The organism is Pseudomonas sp. GW821-FHT09E04 (assembly GCF_059416185.1).
In genome coordinates this window covers 204691-219650 of record NZ_JBWKOR010000001.1, presented here as the reverse complement: position 1 = coordinate 219650, position 14960 = coordinate 204691, and the positions used below count along the sequence as shown (strand labels likewise).

16 protein-coding genes are annotated in these 14960 nt (G+C 61.5%); 4 read left to right on the top strand and 12 right to left on the bottom strand.

From position 1 onward, the window contains the following. Window positions 1–960, top strand: a complete 960-nt coding sequence (locus tag AC07N4_RS01155; RefSeq protein ID WP_493064737.1) for a halovibrin HvnC — start codon at window positions 1–3, stop codon at window positions 958–960. Here the strand turns inward: AC07N4_RS01155 and AC07N4_RS01150 are convergent. The 11 genes from AC07N4_RS01150 to AC07N4_RS01100 form a co-directional block, all read right to left on the bottom strand. After that, on the bottom strand, window positions 950–1465 hold the full coding sequence (locus tag AC07N4_RS01150; protein WP_493064736.1) for a GNAT family N-acetyltransferase: 516 nt from the start codon (window positions 1463–1465) through the stop codon (window positions 950–952). The two genes, AC07N4_RS01155 and AC07N4_RS01150, sit on opposite strands and share 11 nt — an antisense overlap. Window positions 1466–1532: 67 nt before the next feature. After that, window positions 1533–2510, bottom strand: coding sequence for a LysR family transcriptional regulator (locus AC07N4_RS01145; protein ID WP_102622316.1), 978 nt, complete (start codon window positions 2508–2510; stop codon window positions 1533–1535). A gap of 39 nt (window positions 2511–2549) precedes the next feature. Then, window positions 2550–3482 carry a peptidylprolyl isomerase gene (locus AC07N4_RS01140; RefSeq protein ID WP_493065193.1) on the bottom strand — a complete coding sequence of 311 codons (933 nt, stop codon included), beginning with the start codon at window positions 3480–3482 and terminating at the stop codon, window positions 2550–2552. Window positions 3483–3493: 11 nt separating this feature from the next. Further along, window positions 3494–3961, bottom strand: a complete 468-nt coding sequence (locus AC07N4_RS01135) for a YbjN domain-containing protein (protein WP_007955105.1) — start codon at window positions 3959–3961, stop codon at window positions 3494–3496. 29 nt (window positions 3962–3990) lie between these two features. Then, window positions 3991–4620, bottom strand: a complete 630-nt coding sequence (locus AC07N4_RS01130; RefSeq protein WP_096821813.1) for a DNA repair protein — start codon at window positions 4618–4620, stop codon at window positions 3991–3993. 17 nt (window positions 4621–4637) lie between these two features. Next, window positions 4638–6335 carry a putative porin gene (locus tag AC07N4_RS01125; protein ID WP_096821812.1) on the bottom strand — a complete coding sequence of 566 codons (1698 nt, stop codon included), beginning with the start codon at window positions 6333–6335 and terminating at the stop codon, window positions 4638–4640. Between the two features lie 39 nt (window positions 6336–6374). Next, entirely contained in the window at window positions 6375–7079 is a 705-nt protein-coding gene (locus tag AC07N4_RS01120; protein WP_493064735.1) for an energy transducer TonB family protein, read from the bottom strand. 3 nt (window positions 7080–7082) lie between these two features. Then, a complete protein-coding gene (locus AC07N4_RS01115) occupies window positions 7083–7508 on the bottom strand; it encodes an ExbD/TolR family protein (protein WP_096821810.1) in 426 nt (141 codons plus the stop codon). A gap of 11 nt (window positions 7509–7519) precedes the next feature. Then, entirely contained in the window at window positions 7520–9319 is a 1800-nt protein-coding gene (locus AC07N4_RS01110; RefSeq protein WP_493064734.1) for a DUF2341 domain-containing protein, read from the bottom strand. 14 nt (window positions 9320–9333) lie between these two features. Then, window positions 9334–10929 carry a ShlB/FhaC/HecB family hemolysin secretion/activation protein gene (locus AC07N4_RS01105; protein WP_493064733.1) on the bottom strand — a complete coding sequence of 532 codons (1596 nt, stop codon included), beginning with the start codon at window positions 10927–10929 and terminating at the stop codon, window positions 9334–9336. A 55-nt stretch (window positions 10930–10984) separates the two neighbouring features. Next, entirely contained in the window at window positions 10985–11602 is a 618-nt protein-coding gene (locus tag AC07N4_RS01100) for a transposase (RefSeq protein ID WP_371858329.1), read from the bottom strand. A gap of 277 nt (window positions 11603–11879) precedes the next feature. Here AC07N4_RS01100 and AC07N4_RS01095 point away from each other — a divergent pair, with 277 nt between their 5' ends. Genes AC07N4_RS01095 through AC07N4_RS01085 form a run of 3 tightly spaced genes read left to right on the top strand, consistent with a single transcriptional unit; the run spans window position 11880 to window position 13725 of the window. Then, complete coding sequence (locus tag AC07N4_RS01095) at window positions 11880–13202, top strand: pyocin-S2/colicin E7-DNase domain-containing protein (protein ID WP_493064732.1); 1323 nt, start codon at window positions 11880–11882, stop codon at window positions 13200–13202. Further along, a complete protein-coding gene (locus tag AC07N4_RS01090; RefSeq protein ID WP_493064731.1) occupies window positions 13199–13456 on the top strand; it encodes a bacteriocin immunity protein in 258 nt (85 codons plus the stop codon). Before AC07N4_RS01095 ends, AC07N4_RS01090 begins: the two co-directional genes overlap by 4 nt. After that, window positions 13453–13725, top strand: coding sequence for a bacteriocin immunity protein (locus AC07N4_RS01085; RefSeq protein WP_096821803.1), 273 nt, complete (start codon window positions 13453–13455; stop codon window positions 13723–13725). The genes AC07N4_RS01090 and AC07N4_RS01085 overlap by 4 nt, the downstream gene beginning before the upstream one ends. Window positions 13726–13728: 3 nt before the next feature. Here the strand turns inward: AC07N4_RS01085 and AC07N4_RS01080 are convergent, their stop codons facing one another. Further along, window positions 13729–14937 carry a DSD1 family PLP-dependent enzyme gene (locus AC07N4_RS01080; protein ID WP_493065192.1) on the bottom strand — a complete coding sequence of 403 codons (1209 nt, stop codon included), beginning with the start codon at window positions 14935–14937 and terminating at the stop codon, window positions 13729–13731. Window positions 14938–14960: the final 23 nt, after the last annotated feature.

Sequence of the window (14960 nt, the reverse complement as noted above, 5' to 3'; positions counted from 1 at the left end):
ATGAGCAGCCTGAAAGCAATCAGCGTGAAGCACATCGTTCAAGCGCTACTGATTGCAATACTTCTCGGTTGTACCCAGGTCGACACCCAGTCAACGCTCCCACAGATTGCCAGCAACAACCCGCACGCTGCGATGACCGGCCCCCAAGTGGTCGAATTGTTGAACACGCTCTATAACCGCCAGTTTCCGAACTGCGACAAGAACGACAATCGACCTGCGTTTCTATGCTCCGGCATCATCTTTCGAGTCACGGACAAGAATCCCGGCGACACCCATCATGTCTGGAATCCCAGTCCGACTTCAGTCAAAAACGGAGGGGTTTCGTTTTCCTACCTCAGGGCCGACTCGAAATTTGGGCGCCTGGCCTGGGGCAAAGGCAACGGTTTCATGCTGTACCCGATCTTCGGCGCCCCCGGGGACAAGGTTGATCTCGATGTGCTTTGCTCGTTTCCGATAGATGGCTGGACCTGGAACCGAACAACGCCCTGCGGCCCTTATGTCTCGTTTCCTGCTACGAGTCAGCGCTGCCAGAGTGCCGGGGTTGCCACCGCCGAACAATGGAAGAATGTATGGGACACCTCACCCAACAGTCATCATTTGCGCCAATGCGGGTTTGACGTTTCCGAGGCCACCGGCAGACCTGCTGGCGTGCCCTTCTATCAATCGGTACGCGCAAGGGGAATGTTGAGCCAGATGCCTGCGCATTTCTCCGCACAGAATGAAATCGTGATCAAGACCTGGCCACAGAACCTGCAAGACACACTCCCGCTCATGGCGTTTTTCTTCATAGCCGGCGGCACCAATGCCGGGCTTGCAGAGGCACAAGGCAATCAGAAGGATTTTTACGATTCCACGACCGCCAGAATCTGGGTGCCGGTGATTCGCTTGTTTCCGCCGTCGACGCCTGCCGCTGAGGCAACGTTCCAGTACGTAGAGTCGGATCAGTTGGTCAAGCCGTGACCCGACGCAGACGCGCCATGCTCAGGGTATCGACCCATTGTCCGTCGCGTACGGCGTAATCACGGAACAGGCCTTCGGTTTCGAAGCCGAACTTGCGATAGAGCCCGATGGCCGCCTCGTTGTCGGCGTACACCGAAAGCTCGACACGGTGCAGGTTCATCCAGTTGTCCGCCACGTCCAGCGCCGCCGCCAACAACTTCGAACCGACACCTTTGCCCTGCCACGCCACCGCAACGGCCATGCCGACACTGCCGGCGTGACTGCGGCGAATCCGCGAAAAAGCCTCCAGCCCGAGATGCCCGATCACCACGCCTTGATGCAGCGCCACCAGTTTCACCATGCGTTCGTTTTCCGGCATCAACCGCTGGCGCCAGATTTCGGCAGACTGAAACGGCATCTGCAACACCTGCCGGGTCACGGCCGGGTCGTTGTAAAGCGCGGTGACGCCTTCGACGTGGGACTCGCTGAAGCGTTCGAGGTGAATGGCGGGGTTGTGCTCAGGCATGAAAGATCCCTCCTGGACCAGTGCGTGGCCGGTCACTGTAAACCGGCGCAACTGATTCTGGCGAGACCTACTCAAACCACTCCTGCCGCTCATTGAACGTTCGCTGAATCAACTCCACCAAGGTCTGCACTTCCCCAACGTCCTGCGATTCGCTGTTCACCGCCAGCCACGCCTGCAACCGCATCGCTTCCTCAAACAAACCAGGCAACGCCACCAACCCGCGATCAAATCGGCTCATGTACATCGGCAACAGTCCGATGCAAGCGCTGCACCGAATCATCTCCAGCATCAGTTCATAAGACTGCATCTGCACCACGCCAGCCAAGCGCTGCTCGACGAGATTGTTCCAGGGGCGGAAGCTGTCGATCTGCCGGTCATGCTGCCATTGCACCAGCATGAAATCGGCGAGGTCATCCGGGCTTTCCGGGCGTGCAGTCACGCGGGAGTAGCGTTTGGCAATGTGCGGCTGATATTCCAGTTGCGCGAGGCGTTGCGGTTCGCTGGTGGCGAAGGTCGGGCCGGGATGCGGGGTGTCGCCATGGGCGAGCCACAGCACGATGTCGGCACTGACCGCACGCAGGGCCAATTCGCTGTCGAGGGCGATGATCTCGAGGCGCACGCTGGCGTTGCGGCGCAGCAGTGCAATGAGGTCTCGGCCGAGGATGTCGTGCAGGATCGACTCGGCGACGGCCAGCCTTATCAGCGGCTGCTCGATCACCGGCAGTTTGCGCTCGTGGGCCAGGGCAACCAGTTGCGCCTGCAATTGCTGGCCTTCGCGGGTCAGGGTCAAGGCACTGCCCTGGAAGCTGAACAGCGCGCATTGCAGTTGTTGTTCAAGCTGCGCCAGTTGCTTGCGCAACAGGGTCGAGCGCACGTTGAGGCTGCGGGCGGCCTGCATGAAGCAGCCGCAACGGGCGCTGACCAGAAAGTATTGGGCGACGTCGCCGTCGAGGGTCGCGGCGTGCGCCGGCCAGGGTTCTTCCTTGTCCCGGGGCCAGCGGAAATCGGCGCTGCTCTGTCGTGCTGCGGGTTCGGTGAATGACATCGATGACTCCCTGTCGATCTTTGTTTTGGTGTGCAGCGCTTAAGGTTTGGTCTCCAGCACCTTGTTGAGCTCGGCCCCGTCGATGCTCAGGGTCGCGGTGTTGAGCATGCCGTCCAGATACGCTTGGGCGATCTGTTCCTGACGCTGGGCACGCAAGGCCTGAGTCAGTTGGTCGCGCAACTCGTCGAGGGTCGCGGTGCGGGCCGGTTGCTGCTCGGTGAGTTTGATCACGTGAAACCCGGCGCTGCTTTGCACCGGTTCGGAGACCGCGCCGACCTTGAGCCGCGCCACCGCACCACGCACTTCCGGCACCAGTTGCTGCAACGGCTGCAACCCTGTGTCACCGCCACGTTCAGCGGTCAGGCGATCCTGGGAAAACTCTTTGGCCAACGCTGCAAATTCCGCCGGGCTCGCCTGTGCTTTCTTGCTCAACTCCGCCGCCTGCTTGCGCACAGCTTCAAGATTCTGCGGCTCATTCACGCCGAGGAAAATCTGGCTGACCCGATACAGCGCCGGCGTCTGCCAATTGGCCTTGCCCGCGTCATACGCCTGCTGCAACTCGGCGGCGCTCGGGTAATCCGCCGGCACTTTGCTCACCGACTGCAAATAGTCGCGGAACACGATCTGCTCGGTGGCCGCACGGGTCTGCCGTACCACGTCCGGACGCTGCGCCCAGCCCTGGGCATCGGCCTGTTCCAGCACGGCCTTTTCGGCCAGGCGTGAACGAATCCAACGCTCCAGCGCTTCACGATTGCCGCGCAATTGATCGCGGGTCTGCGGCGGTACGGCGGCCAGCAACGCCTGCAACTCCTCCGGCGACACCTGCTGATTGCCCAGCCGCGCCACCGCCGGCCCGGCATTCGCCGCAATGACCGGCGCCGGTTGCTGGGCGGCGACCGGGTCATTGCCCGGCCGCACAACCAGCGCCACGGCCACCACCAACAGCGCCACCGCAGCGGCGCTGATTACCATGGCAGGTTTCGTCACAGCGCGACTTCCTCTTGCTCAACCTTTGGAGCCTGGGCGGCAGCAGCGTTCTGGGTGAAATCACGCAGATACACGATGAACTCCTGAAGCAGGCGATCCCACAATTCCAGGTTGCCGCGCAGGTAATCGCTGCTGACGCCAGCGGCCACCACCACGTCCATTTCCATCACCAGAAACTCGCCCTGCAACGACAATCGGGCAAACCGGCGGGTCGCGTTCCACTGCTCGGCCACACCGGCCGGCAACTCACCCTGCACGCGCAAGGCGCAGCTGAAGGTGAAGTCGACGTAGCTGCCCTGCTCCGCCACCGCCGGGTTGCCGAAACGCACCGCGTAACCGATGCCCTGGCTCGCGCTGAGCAACTGGACGATACCGTTCTGTTCGGTCTGGTTGACGCGATAACCGGCGGCTTGCAGGACGTCGGTCAGGGATTGCGGGGAGACGTGGGAGATCAATTGAGTCATTACTTCTTCCTTGTTTATGAGTCTTTTAATCAGTGCGCGATCGCGGCTTGCGGCGCATCGAATTGAGTCTTGTACAGCTCATCGCCGAAGCCCTGAGCCAGTTCATCGAACTTGACCCGGGCGCTCCCGGCGAAGGGCTGGCGGATTTTCATCACCTCGGCCACATCGATGTTTTCGTAGGCGGTGAGAATCTGCTTGGCCACGCCGTACATCTGCTGATTCTTGACCGAACATTGCTGCACTTGTGTGTCACGTTCAGTCAATTGCGCCTGAAGCTTAGACCGTTCTGCCTCTTTGGCACGGGCCATGACCAGCAGCTCGTCATAGGCTTTCTTGAACTTGCCGGTCTGCTCGTTACTCGCCGCCACCTGTGCCTGAGCCTGGCTGTGCAGACTTTGCTGCTGCCCGGCCAGTTGCTCGGCGACGCCTTTGGCCTTGGCCAGTTCGGCGGTCAACTGCTTGATTTGCGCCTGCGCTGCCTTGGCTTCGTTCTGCGCCGCCAGCTGCGCGGCGCTGGCCTGGGCCTGCTGGCTTTGCAGGGTTTGCAGCTGCTGGGTGGTGCTGCGCAACTGAGTGCGCAGACGTTCCTCCATGCCTTCGGCGCTGGCCCCGCTGGCGACTATCAAGCCCAGACCCAACACTAAAAATCGCGCGTTCATAACCCTCTCCCGACGCCTTAGAAGCGCGTGTTGATCTCGAGCTGCAAGACGTCGATGTCGAACGGCGCGCCATACACCGCCTCGGTGCTCATCCAGCGGCCGGTGGCGTAGACGTTCTTCGCCAGACCGTAGTTGCCACCCAGGAAATAGCCCTTGGCGTTGGTGCCGCCGAGGTGGAACGACGAGTCGTTGAAACCGTCCGGCAAGGCGTCAGGCTGGATGTACTTGTAGCCGGCGAACATATTCCAGTCGCCCTGCTTCTTCAGCTCCAGCGCGCTGCCGAGGGTGAACTGGACCATCCACGCATTGGCGCCGCTTTCGATGTTGCCGTTGCTGTCGAGGTTGTTGACCAGTTGCCCGGCCGCACGCTTGCGCATGTCGCCTTCGTCGTAGCCGAGGTTGTGGATGTAGTTGCCCTGGGTGCGCAGCTTGAAGTCTTCCGGCAGGTCGGCGTCCCACACGAGGTTCAGGTCCAGCAGGTTGAACTCCGAAGCCAGGCCAACGAATTGCGGCTGCGGCGTGGTGCTCGGGTTGAGCGGATTCGGCGTGATGTCACGCAGCAGGAACACGCTGTTGCCCTTCTGCATGAATGCGGCACGCGTGCCGTCGCTGTCGCAGCCCGGCGCGCCGGCCCACGGCTCGCAAGGGCTCGAGCGCTGACCCTGGATGTCCTGAAAGCGGTAGTAAGCCAAAGCACCTTTCAAGCGGTTGTTGCTGTTGATCGCCCACTTGGCGCCGACCTGCCCGCCATAAAGCCACTTGTTGTCGCTTTCTTCCTTGTCGAAGCCGTTGCTGGTGGTGGTGTCGTTGGTGTAGTCCACCGGGAACGCGCCGATGGTGCCGAACACGCCCCAGTCGCTACTGAGTTTGTGGTCGAAAATCGCCGCCACGCCGTCGAAGTTCAGGTCGTTGGAATACAGCATGTCGGTGGACATGAACGGGTTGGCGAACCGGCCACCGGTCAGGGTCAGTTCATCCGACGGCTTCCAGGTCAGGTAACCCTGATCGAGCCAGATGTCTTTCTTGGCGAAGCCGCCGCCAAGGCTCTGGGTGGTCGACACCGGGTTGTTGTCCGAGCCGGTGCCGATGCGGATACCGGCGGTCCATTCCGGCGAAATCACCGCTTTCATGCCCAGCCGGGCGCGCAGGCGGAACAGGTTGGTACGGTCTTCACGGGTGTTGAGCAACGGCGGCAACGCGGTGCTGCTGTTGGGGTTCACATCGTACGGGCCGTTGTTGTTGAGTTTGGCGAAGTCGACGATTTCGTTGCTGTTGCTGCCCGAGTAGTAGCGCGATTCGTCACGCAGACGAATATCGCCGTCGAAGCTGATGCGCGACGCCCAGTCCGGGAAGGTGTTGGGCGCGGCCCAGTTTTCTTGCTTGGCGGTGGCCATGACCTCGGCCTTGACCTGATCACGGATCTGGTCGCGCACCGCGGCCGGCACGTATTGCACCCGCACATCGCCCGGTGCTGCGACCGGCCCGGCTGCCACAGCGGTAGACGCCGCAGCCTGCTTGGCCTGGGCCGCTTCGTTCTGGGCCTGGGCGATCAGTGCGTCAGCCTTGTCCTGTTTCAGAATGCCCTGCTCGACCAGCAAGCGGATCAGATTGATCGTGGCGTTCTCCGAGGGCGCAGGCGCTGCCGCGGCCTGACCGACCAGGGTCGCGATGACCATGCCGACCGCCAGGGACAATCGATTCACGTTGGAAATCATCTGCACACAACTCCTTTTCATACAGCTTTATGAATTCGGTTAACCCGGACGCCGCCCTTGCAGGGACATGCGCACAGGCAAGGTGATGGAGGCCGGCGGCCGTTCGCTCAGGTGCGGCGCGTTACGCAAGGCCGCCAGCACCTGACTGTCGATCTCGGGGTTGCCGCTGGACTTGATCAGCTCGACCCGGGTGATCTCGCCGACGCTGCTCAGCCACACATCGGCCTGCAGCGAAAACGCGAGGTTGCGCAGGTCGGGGTTCTCGCGCAGCAGCTTCTGGAAAGTGAACGCGAGGAACTGGCTGTAGGTGCCGTTGCCCACGCGCCCACCACCGGCACCCGCCATGCCGCCGCCCTTGCCCGCACCGATGTTGAAGGCGTCGTTGCCGCTCTGGGCGTCGCCGTCCATTTGCATCGGGTTGGCCAGGTCGTCCGCCGGCGATGGCGGTGCTTCTTCCTCGGGCTTGACCTCTTGTGGCTCGGGTGTCGGCTCGGGCTCGACGATTTTTTCTTCCACCGGGGTTTCCGGCTCCGGCGGTTTTTCCGGCGGCGGAGGTGGCGGTGGCGGCAACGGAATGATCGTCGGCACTTTCGGCGCTTCGCGGCGGATGCCGCTCATGTCGTTGGCCCACTGCCACAGGAACCACGCGGCGAGTGCGGCAAGAACCAGCCCGGCGCCCCACTTCGCATAGCGCAAGGGCGACTTCTTCACCGGCAGCGGTTCGATCGGAAGTTGTGCAGTCATGACTCAGCCCTGACTCGGTTTGCCGGTGACGAGACCGACCTGGGACAGTTCGAGCCGGCGCAGCAGATCCAGCACTTCGATGACCTTCTGGTACTGCACCGTGGCGTCGCCGCGTACGATCACCGGGAAGTCCGGGTTCTGCGCCTTCTCGATGCGCAGGCGCTCTTCCAGCTCCGGCAAGGTCACCGGGTAGGCGTCGAGGAACACCTGGCCGCCGTCGTTGACCGAAATCGCCTTGGTCTTGGCCTCGGACAGCGACACCGCGGCGCTGGCCTTGGGCAGGTTGATCTGGATCCCGGAGACCTGCGCGGTGGCGGTGAGGATGAACATCACCAGCACCACCATCAGCACGTCCACCAGTGGCGTGATGTTGATGCTGTCCACTGCGGCATCTTCGTCATCGTCGTGGGAGGCATTTACGGACGCCATGTCAGTGCTCCTCAGGCCGGTACGGAATGGTTGGCGTGATGACCGCGCTGATGCGCCGCTTCACTGGACTGGCCTTCGCCGTGCATCTCCGCCAGACGGGTGATGAACTCGTCGACGAATACGCGCATGTCGGCGCTGACTTCCTTGTTGCGGGTGATCAGTCGGTTGTAGCCAAACAGCGCCGGGATCGCGACGAACAGGCCCATGGCGGTGGCCAGCAAGGCTGCGGCCATACCTGGGGCGATAGCGTTGATGTTGACGTCGCCGGCCATGGCCGTGCCGAGGAACACCACCATGATCCCCAGCACGGTGCCGAGCAGGCCGATGTACGGGCCGCCGGCGATGGCGTTGGACAGGGTCGAGAGCTTCGAGCTGAGTTGCTGGTTTTCCCGGGTGCGCACACCGTCCATGGAGCAGCGGATGGCTTCGATGGTCGCCGCCGAAACCGACGAGGTATCGGCGCCCTGCTCGCGGCGGGTACGGATCTCTTTCACCGCCACTTGGTACAGGTGCCACAGCGGCGAGTGCTGCAAACGCTGGGCGAGTTGCGCGTCGTCCGCGAACATCTCCAGGCGCGTGCCAACCTTGGCGAATTGCACGCGGAAGTCTTCGTTGGCCGCAGTCACGCGGCTGAGGGTGCGGTTCTTGCGCAGCATGATGATCCACGACTGGAACATCATCAGCACCAGCACCGCGATGATCACCCAGGCGTCCACCGGCACGGCGTTGAGCAGGAAGCCGAGGCTGCCGAAACCGAAACCGGACTGTTCTTCATCGACACCGTAAGCCACCAGTTTCGACTCGGCGCCCTGGGAGGTGGCATCGGCCAGTAACAAGGGCGCCGGGCGTGCGACTTTCGACAGACGCAGTTCATCGATGGCGCCCACGAACGGCTGGAAAGGACCTTCGTGCAAATCGGCGCCAATGGCCATGACCGAATTGAACGCCGGCATCGCCTGGGCCAATGCCGCGCCTTCGCGACCGTTGATGTACAGCGTCACTTTCGCGCCTTCGGCGGTCAGCGCAACGTGCTGCCATTGGCCCGGATTCAGCGGTTGTGTGGCCACAGCGCGCTGGCCGTCGATTTCCACGAACGGCACGCCCTGGTTCACACCGACCAGCAGGCTGTTGGCGCCTTCGCGGCGGGCCAGGATCAGTTGTTCGCCGTTGGCCTGATCCAGTCTCAGCCAGGCACTGAAAGTGAAGGCGCTGCCAGCGTTATGTTGCAACGACGGACTGGCCGGCAGCAGCAACGGCTGACCGCTGAACTGCAAGGCCCGCCCTACTACGCCGTCGATGGCGGCGCCGGTCGCGCTCTGCGCGGTGTTGCCGTAGGCAGTGGTGTCTTTCGCCGGGGTGCCGGTGGCGCCTTCGAAGTGATAGAGCGCGGTGTAATTCGGATCGAATGTGAGCTGACCGTTGCCGGTCGCCGGCGCCTTCTGGTTGCCGTAGTACATCCAGATGTCCTGGCGCTGACCGCCCTCGACATTCGGCACATCGACCCAGATCAGCGCCATGCCCATCAGCGCATCGAAGCTTTCGATCTGGTGGTTGAGAACGGTCTTGTCATCGGCCGCGACGAAGCGCAGGTCCGAGCCGTCCTCTTTCACACCATCAAACGTGAAGTTACCGGTGTGCAGACGCACCAGCAGCGCGGTGCGGCCGAGGGCCTGATTGATCCCGACGCCCTGCGGCGTGGTGTCGACGGCGATCTGTTTGCGGTAATGCCAGTCGTCCTGCCACCAGGCCTGAGCCGTGGCCGGGAGCACGAAGCCCAGGCAGATCAACAACGAAAGGAAGAGGCGCTGCATGGAAGTGCTCCTTGTTAGAAAGTGGCCTGAAGGTTGAAGTGCAGGCGCGATTCCTGTTTCGAGGTGTTCGGCCCTTCGAGTAGCGGGTAGCCCCAGTCGACGCTGCCGGACAGCCATTTGCTCAGGCTGGCGCGGGTGCCGAGGCCGACGCTGGCCAGGGCGTAACTGGCGTCCTGGTCCGGAAGTTCGTCGCGCAGATAGAGTTGCGCGCCTTCGGCGAAGGCGTAGAAGCGCCAGTCCTGCATCCAGGTGCCGGCGTACTTGGCCAGCGACGGTGTGCGGACTTCCTGACTGAGCAACACGCCGTCATCGCCGGTGCGCTCGGCGGCCAGATAACCGCGTACCGAAGTCGCGCCGCCGGCAGAGAATTGTTCGTTGGAAACCAGTGGCCCCGACGCCAGCTGGAACGCGGCTTTGCTCGCGCTCTGCCAGTCGTTGTCGAAGGTCCAGGTGAAGTTGGTATCGCCCTTGAGCACGGCGAAACTCGGGTTGGCGCGGTAGCGTTTGTAGTCGAAGTCTTCGTCGGAGCTGCCGTAGCCGAAGATGCTGCGAGTGGCCGCGACCAGGCTCAGGCCGAGGCCGAGCTGGCTCTTTTCGGTGTAGCGATAGCCGTTGTAGGCGAAGGTGAACGGCGCGTATTTAAGCGGCACCTTGTCGCTCTCGCCGGACAGGGTCAGGCGTTCGTCGAAGTCCTTGAAGTCGATGCCGGCCGACAGCGAGTTCGACCAGTTGCCACTGGACGGGATGGTGTAGATCGCCGACACGCCGTAGGAATGGCCCTTGCCGAGCACGTTGCTGCCGCCGATGGTGGCGACGTTGCTGTCGGACTGGTAACCGGAGAACTGCACGCTCCAGCGATCGGTCAACGGCGCGGTGTACGAGCCCGACCAGACCTTGGCGTTGTCGGTGTCCTGCGGCGCGGTGAAGAACGTCAGGTTGACGCTGTGGCCGAGTTGCCAGAGGTTGTTGTAACCGAGGCTGGTGACGGCGCGGAGTTTTTCGGTATCGGCGCTGTAGTCGTTATTCAGCCCCACGCTGGCGGTCCACGGGTTCTGGTCTTCGACTTGCAGGTCCACGTCCATGGTGCCGGGGCGGCGACCTTCGCGTACCAGAGGCATCACTTGGCGTCCCGGGGTCTTGTTGAGTTGCGCCAGTTCACCCTGGACCTTGGCGAAGTCCGGCACCTCGCCTTCTTTGAGAGCCGGGACGTTGTCGCGAATATCCAGCGGCGAATAGTGTTTGGCGCCGACCACCCGTACCCGGCCGACCTTGGTTTCGCTGACTTGCAGGTAGACGATGCCGTCGGCCACCGCTTGCTCCGGCAGTTCAACGAACACCGATTGATAGCCGCGTTCCTGATAGACCTTCTGCAAGGCGTCCCGCGCGCCTTCGATGTCGCTCAAGGCTTTTTGCGGGCCGAGAAACGGGTACACCGCTTCTTCGATCGCCCGCGCATCGAGCACGGTGTTGCCGCGCACGAAGTATTCGTTGACGTCCACCAGACGCTGCGCCGCTGTGTTTTCGGCCTCCTCGGCGAACGCCGGCTGCGCGCCGGCCGTCACCAGCAGCCAGCCCCACAGCGCCAGCCGTGACGTGAAAATCTGATCCACACTACCCCCTGAAATTCGCGATGACCTATTGGCGCTCATGCGCCTTGCGTGTGCGTCAGTTACTGGCGTTCTTGATTGCTGAAGTGCAGGCCCCGGTGTGTTTGCCCAGCCAGGTGTGCAGCAGCGCGAAGTTCAAGGAGAACTCGGGCATTTGCAGCAGCGCGCCGCAGAACACTTCACCGATGATTTTCTGGATGAGCTGCACCGCACGCGGCTCGTTGAGCAGCATGGCGATGTCGCGACTGAGGACGTTGAAGCTCCAGACTTTCTGGTTCAGGCCCAGGCCGACGAACCAGCGGAACAGCAGGTTGTAATTGAGCTGTTCGTAGAGCTGCTGCTCGCTGGGCACCGAATACAGCAGTTGCAGGAGCAGGATGTGCATGACCGTCTGCGCCGGGATCAGCATGCCGGGCTGGGCGTTGAGGTCGTGCAGAAGATCGCTGTGAGCGTCGAACAGGTCGTCGATCTGCGGGCGCAGCAGCACCAGCGAATGCCCTGGGGGAATGTAGCTGGAGACCTCTTTCAAGGCGCCCTGCCAGTCATCCTGCGACACGATCCAGACCCACGGCGCGCCGTAGCGATACACCGAAACCGGCTTCTTGCGCGCGGCTTCGACGATCTTCGACAGGCGTTGATCGAGTTCCTGCATGCCCACTTTCGAGTAGCGTTCCATAGTCCCCATTGCCTCACTCCCGGCGTCCCGCCTCGGCTTGTGAAAAGCGCCCAAAGGGCCCCTCAAGCGCGTTACATAGGCATGACCGGACTGGCGATGTGCTACCGAACTTTTGTCATAAAAGCTTCATTACAGAAATCCAGTGAGGGTTGAGGAAGCTGCAGCAACACCGTGAAACAGGAAATTTCAGCGCTGCATTTAGGAAACGTCCTAACGCCAGGTCAGGGGCCGCCCGGTTAGGTTTCGCGCCTCTTCGGTTACATGCAGAAAAACAACCATGGCGCGGGACAACGACATTCCCCAGGTCTGGGAAGACCGGGGCGGCAATGGCGGCGCCGGACACGGCAGGCTTGTCCCACGGGACATGACGTCGACCGAGTTCGCCGAATTCAAAGCCCGAGAAGCGACCTACGACGCAATGATCGCCCGCCAGCAGGCGTATGAAGATCGGCACTTGCGCCAGGTCGAGCAGCGTCCGCAAGCGCCCGGCCGGGGTTGTGTGTTCGCCAAAAGCTGCAACCTTCCGGACGGCGTGATAGATCACAAAAATCCGGCCGGTTTTATCCCGACCGAACGCTTGGCCGAGTACGGTCAGTGGGCCGTTCTCGGCAGTCAGGTACCGATCAGCGCTGAAGGCGTGCCATTGAAATGGGCGGCAGGCTCCGGAAGCGGTCGGGCGCTGGCCCAGCGGCTCGGCGGTTCGCTCGGGCTCAGCCTGTTGAGTGGCGCCAGTACCGTCGGCACGCTGGCGTTGTTGATCCCCAACACGGATACCTCGTCCGACAGCGCTTTTTACACAACCGAACAATACGCACTACTCGCCAGCGGCCGCACCCGTGTGCGCTTCAGTGCCAAGACACTGCCCGACGGCTCAATCAGCGCCTACGGCTTCTACACGGGTGGCAAGAAAGACTGGGAGTTCGTCCCGGTCATCAAGGCGCAACGAGAAGGCGAACACTTCGTCGCCGACCTCGGCCACGGCATCGGCCTGATCTGGACACCTGCCGCCAATCCCGACGACGCGCCCCCCATCCCCGCCCTGGAAGGCGCCCCGCCGCTGCCGACGATCTGGGTCTATCCGCCGGGCGAGAAGACTGACCGCATCCTCGTCAATCCGCAGCATCCGCCGGATTATCACGACGCGATCGTCTGGTTTCCGGCGGATGCGGGGCTGGCACCGATTTATGTGGTGCTCAGCACGCGGTATGAGCCGGGGGTTGTGACGGGGGTAGGTGAGGATGTTGAGGGGACTTGGTTGGTGGGGGCTGGCAATGGGTTGGGTGCTCCGATACCGACGCGGATTGCTGATCAGTTGCGAGGGCAGCGATTCAGAGATTTCGATGAGTTCAGGAAGGCGTTTTGGACGACTGTAGGATTTGATCCCGGGCTCCTCGATCAATTCAAGCCGGTCAATAGAGGCAAACTCTTGAACGGTAGAGCACCTTTTGCACCCAGGACAGAGCACAACGGCGAAAACTCTCGATATGAAATACATCATATTGAACATATTCAGAATGGTGGCGCCGTTTACGACGTCGACAACCTTGCCGTGATGACGCCCAAGCGCCACGCGGAAATTCATAAGGAGAAGAAGCAATGAACACCAAAACCAGCATTACTGACTACACGGAAGCCGAGTTCATCCAGTTGATACAAAGCATCGTGGGGAATGAGGAAAGCGAAGAGGACGAAAACTCGCTCGTGCACCACTTCAATACAATCTGCGAACACCCTGCTGGCTCCGACCTGATTTTCTACCCGGATGACGGTGCGGATGATTCTGCGCAAGGAATCACAAGAACCCTGAAAGAATGGCGTTCATTTCGAGGGCTACCGGGATTCAAGCAAGAATGAATGACTCCTTCATCAAAGCCAGCATTTCTGATTACACAGAACATGAATTCATTAGTTTTGTGGATGAGATTTTCAAAGAAGACAAGGCATCTACGGATGCGCGTGCCGACTTGCTGGTTCGCCACTTCAACAAGATCGTCGGGCATCCGGAGAAGATGAACCTTATCTATCGTCCGCTGCCCGAGGCCGATGACTCAGCGGAAGGAATAACCCGAACCATAAAAGAATGGCGCATATCCCAAGGCCTGCCGGGATTCAAACCCGACTAACCTTCAGGTATACACCGGCCAGCTGTCGACAATCTTGCCGCCACGTACCGCCAGCAAATCACCAAACTGCAGCAACACCGCCTCGGTCTGGGTCGGTCGCAGGAACACCTGATCCTCCACTGTCAGCCCCACTGCATTTGAACCATTGACCATCTCCTGATTCGAACTGCGCCCGTAAACGCCATTGCTCTGCAGCCCCGGCGGCGATTCGAACTCGGCCATCCAGTTGCCGCCGTAGATGAAAAAGGTCTGGCGCTGGTTGGCATCCCACCACGAAAACAGCCTCGACTTGTCGTCCAGCGCCGGAATATTCACCGCCCCCGTGCTTTTCAACACCGGTGTGGCGATGTACGCGGCAGGCTCGTGTTCGACCAACGACGGTAAGTCGTAATGAGTCGGCTTGAGCATCGCCGTCCCCACCGAGACTTCGCTGCTCAGGTTTTCGTTTTCGTGCATGCGGTAACTCGGACTGCCGGCGGTGTTCAGGCACAAGCCGTCATGCCACAGCGCCGGATATTGCTGCCGGGTAAAGTCGACGCAGCGCTGATAAATCACCATCACCTTGGCGAACAGCTCTTCGGGCGAACCGAGAATCCCCGGCACGCCCATGCCCACGAACGGGTCGTAGCCCATGAACCCGGCGAACTCCAGGTGTTGCGGGTTGGCGGCGATCAGCGCGAGCATCTGCCCGAGCACGTTCAGATCACTGACGCCGCCACGGTGCAGGCCGACGTCCAGCTCGATGTTGATCCGCATCCGCGTACCCAAACCCTGAGCCAGCGCGAGGTATTGCTGCAGGCGTTCGGGGTTGTCGACCAGCCATTGCAGTTGCTTCGCCGGGTCGAACGGGCCTTTGTGGGTCTGGTAGAACAGCTCCGCCGAGCGTACCGGCAAGGGCTTGCCGAGCAGAATGTCGGACTGCGGGTAAACCTGTGCATCGTGATTGAGAAACGGCTGATGAAACGACATCAGTCGCTGAGTCCCTGCCCTTTGAGCGATGTAGCTGAGCAAACCCGGCGACGGCAACGATTTCTCCACCAACCGCAGGTGTTTGCCGGTGCGTTTGACCGAGCGCATCACCACATCGATGTTGTGATCCAGCCGATCCAGATCGATCAGCAACACCGGGCGCATCGGGCCTTTTGCCTTGAGCTCATTGTTCAGCGCCCGGAAATATTCACTGTAAGGGCCGCCGCGATCCCCCGGCCGCAGCCAAGCGCCAACGCCCACCAGCA

Bases quoted from the DNA above. Each gene is read 5' to 3' on its own strand.
- AC07N4_RS01085 (WP_096821803.1), top strand. From the start codon at position 13,453: ATGAATGACTCCTTCATCAAAGCCAGCATTTCTGATTACACAGAACAT.
- AC07N4_RS01100 (WP_371858329.1), bottom strand. From the start codon at position 11,602: ATGGAACGCTACTCGAAAGTGGGCATGCAGGAACTCGATCAACGCCTG.
- AC07N4_RS01135 (WP_007955105.1), bottom strand. From the start codon at position 3,961: ATGACTCAATTGATCTCCCACGTCTCCCCGCAATCCCTGACCGACGTC.
- AC07N4_RS01145 (WP_102622316.1), bottom strand. From the start codon at position 2,510: ATGTCATTCACCGAACCCGCAGCACGACAGAGCAGCGCCGATTTCCGC.
- AC07N4_RS01130 (WP_096821813.1), bottom strand. From the start codon at position 4,620: ATGAACGCGCGATTTTTAGTGTTGGGTCTGGGCTTGATAGTCGCCAGC.
- AC07N4_RS01115 (WP_096821810.1), bottom strand. From the start codon at position 7,508: ATGGCGTCCGTAAATGCCTCCCACGACGATGACGAAGATGCCGCAGTG.
- AC07N4_RS01090 (WP_493064731.1), top strand. From the start codon at position 13,199: ATGAACACCAAAACCAGCATTACTGACTACACGGAAGCCGAGTTCATC.
- AC07N4_RS01120 (WP_493064735.1), bottom strand. From the start codon at position 7,079: ATGACTGCACAACTTCCGATCGAACCGCTGCCGGTGAAGAAGTCGCCC.
- AC07N4_RS01155 (WP_493064737.1), top strand. From the start codon at position 1: ATGAGCAGCCTGAAAGCAATCAGCGTGAAGCACATCGTTCAAGCGCTA.
- AC07N4_RS01110 (WP_493064734.1), bottom strand. From the start codon at position 9,319: ATGCAGCGCCTCTTCCTTTCGTTGTTGATCTGCCTGGGCTTCGTGCTC.
- AC07N4_RS01125 (WP_096821812.1), bottom strand. From the start codon at position 6,335: ATGATTTCCAACGTGAATCGATTGTCCCTGGCGGTCGGCATGGTCATC.
- AC07N4_RS01150 (WP_493064736.1), bottom strand. From the start codon at position 1,465: ATGCCTGAGCACAACCCCGCCATTCACCTCGAACGCTTCAGCGAGTCC.
- AC07N4_RS01095 (WP_493064732.1), top strand. From the start codon at position 11,880: ATGGCGCGGGACAACGACATTCCCCAGGTCTGGGAAGACCGGGGCGGC.
- AC07N4_RS01140 (WP_493065193.1), bottom strand. From the start codon at position 3,482: ATGGTAATCAGCGCCGCTGCGGTGGCGCTGTTGGTGGTGGCCGTGGCG.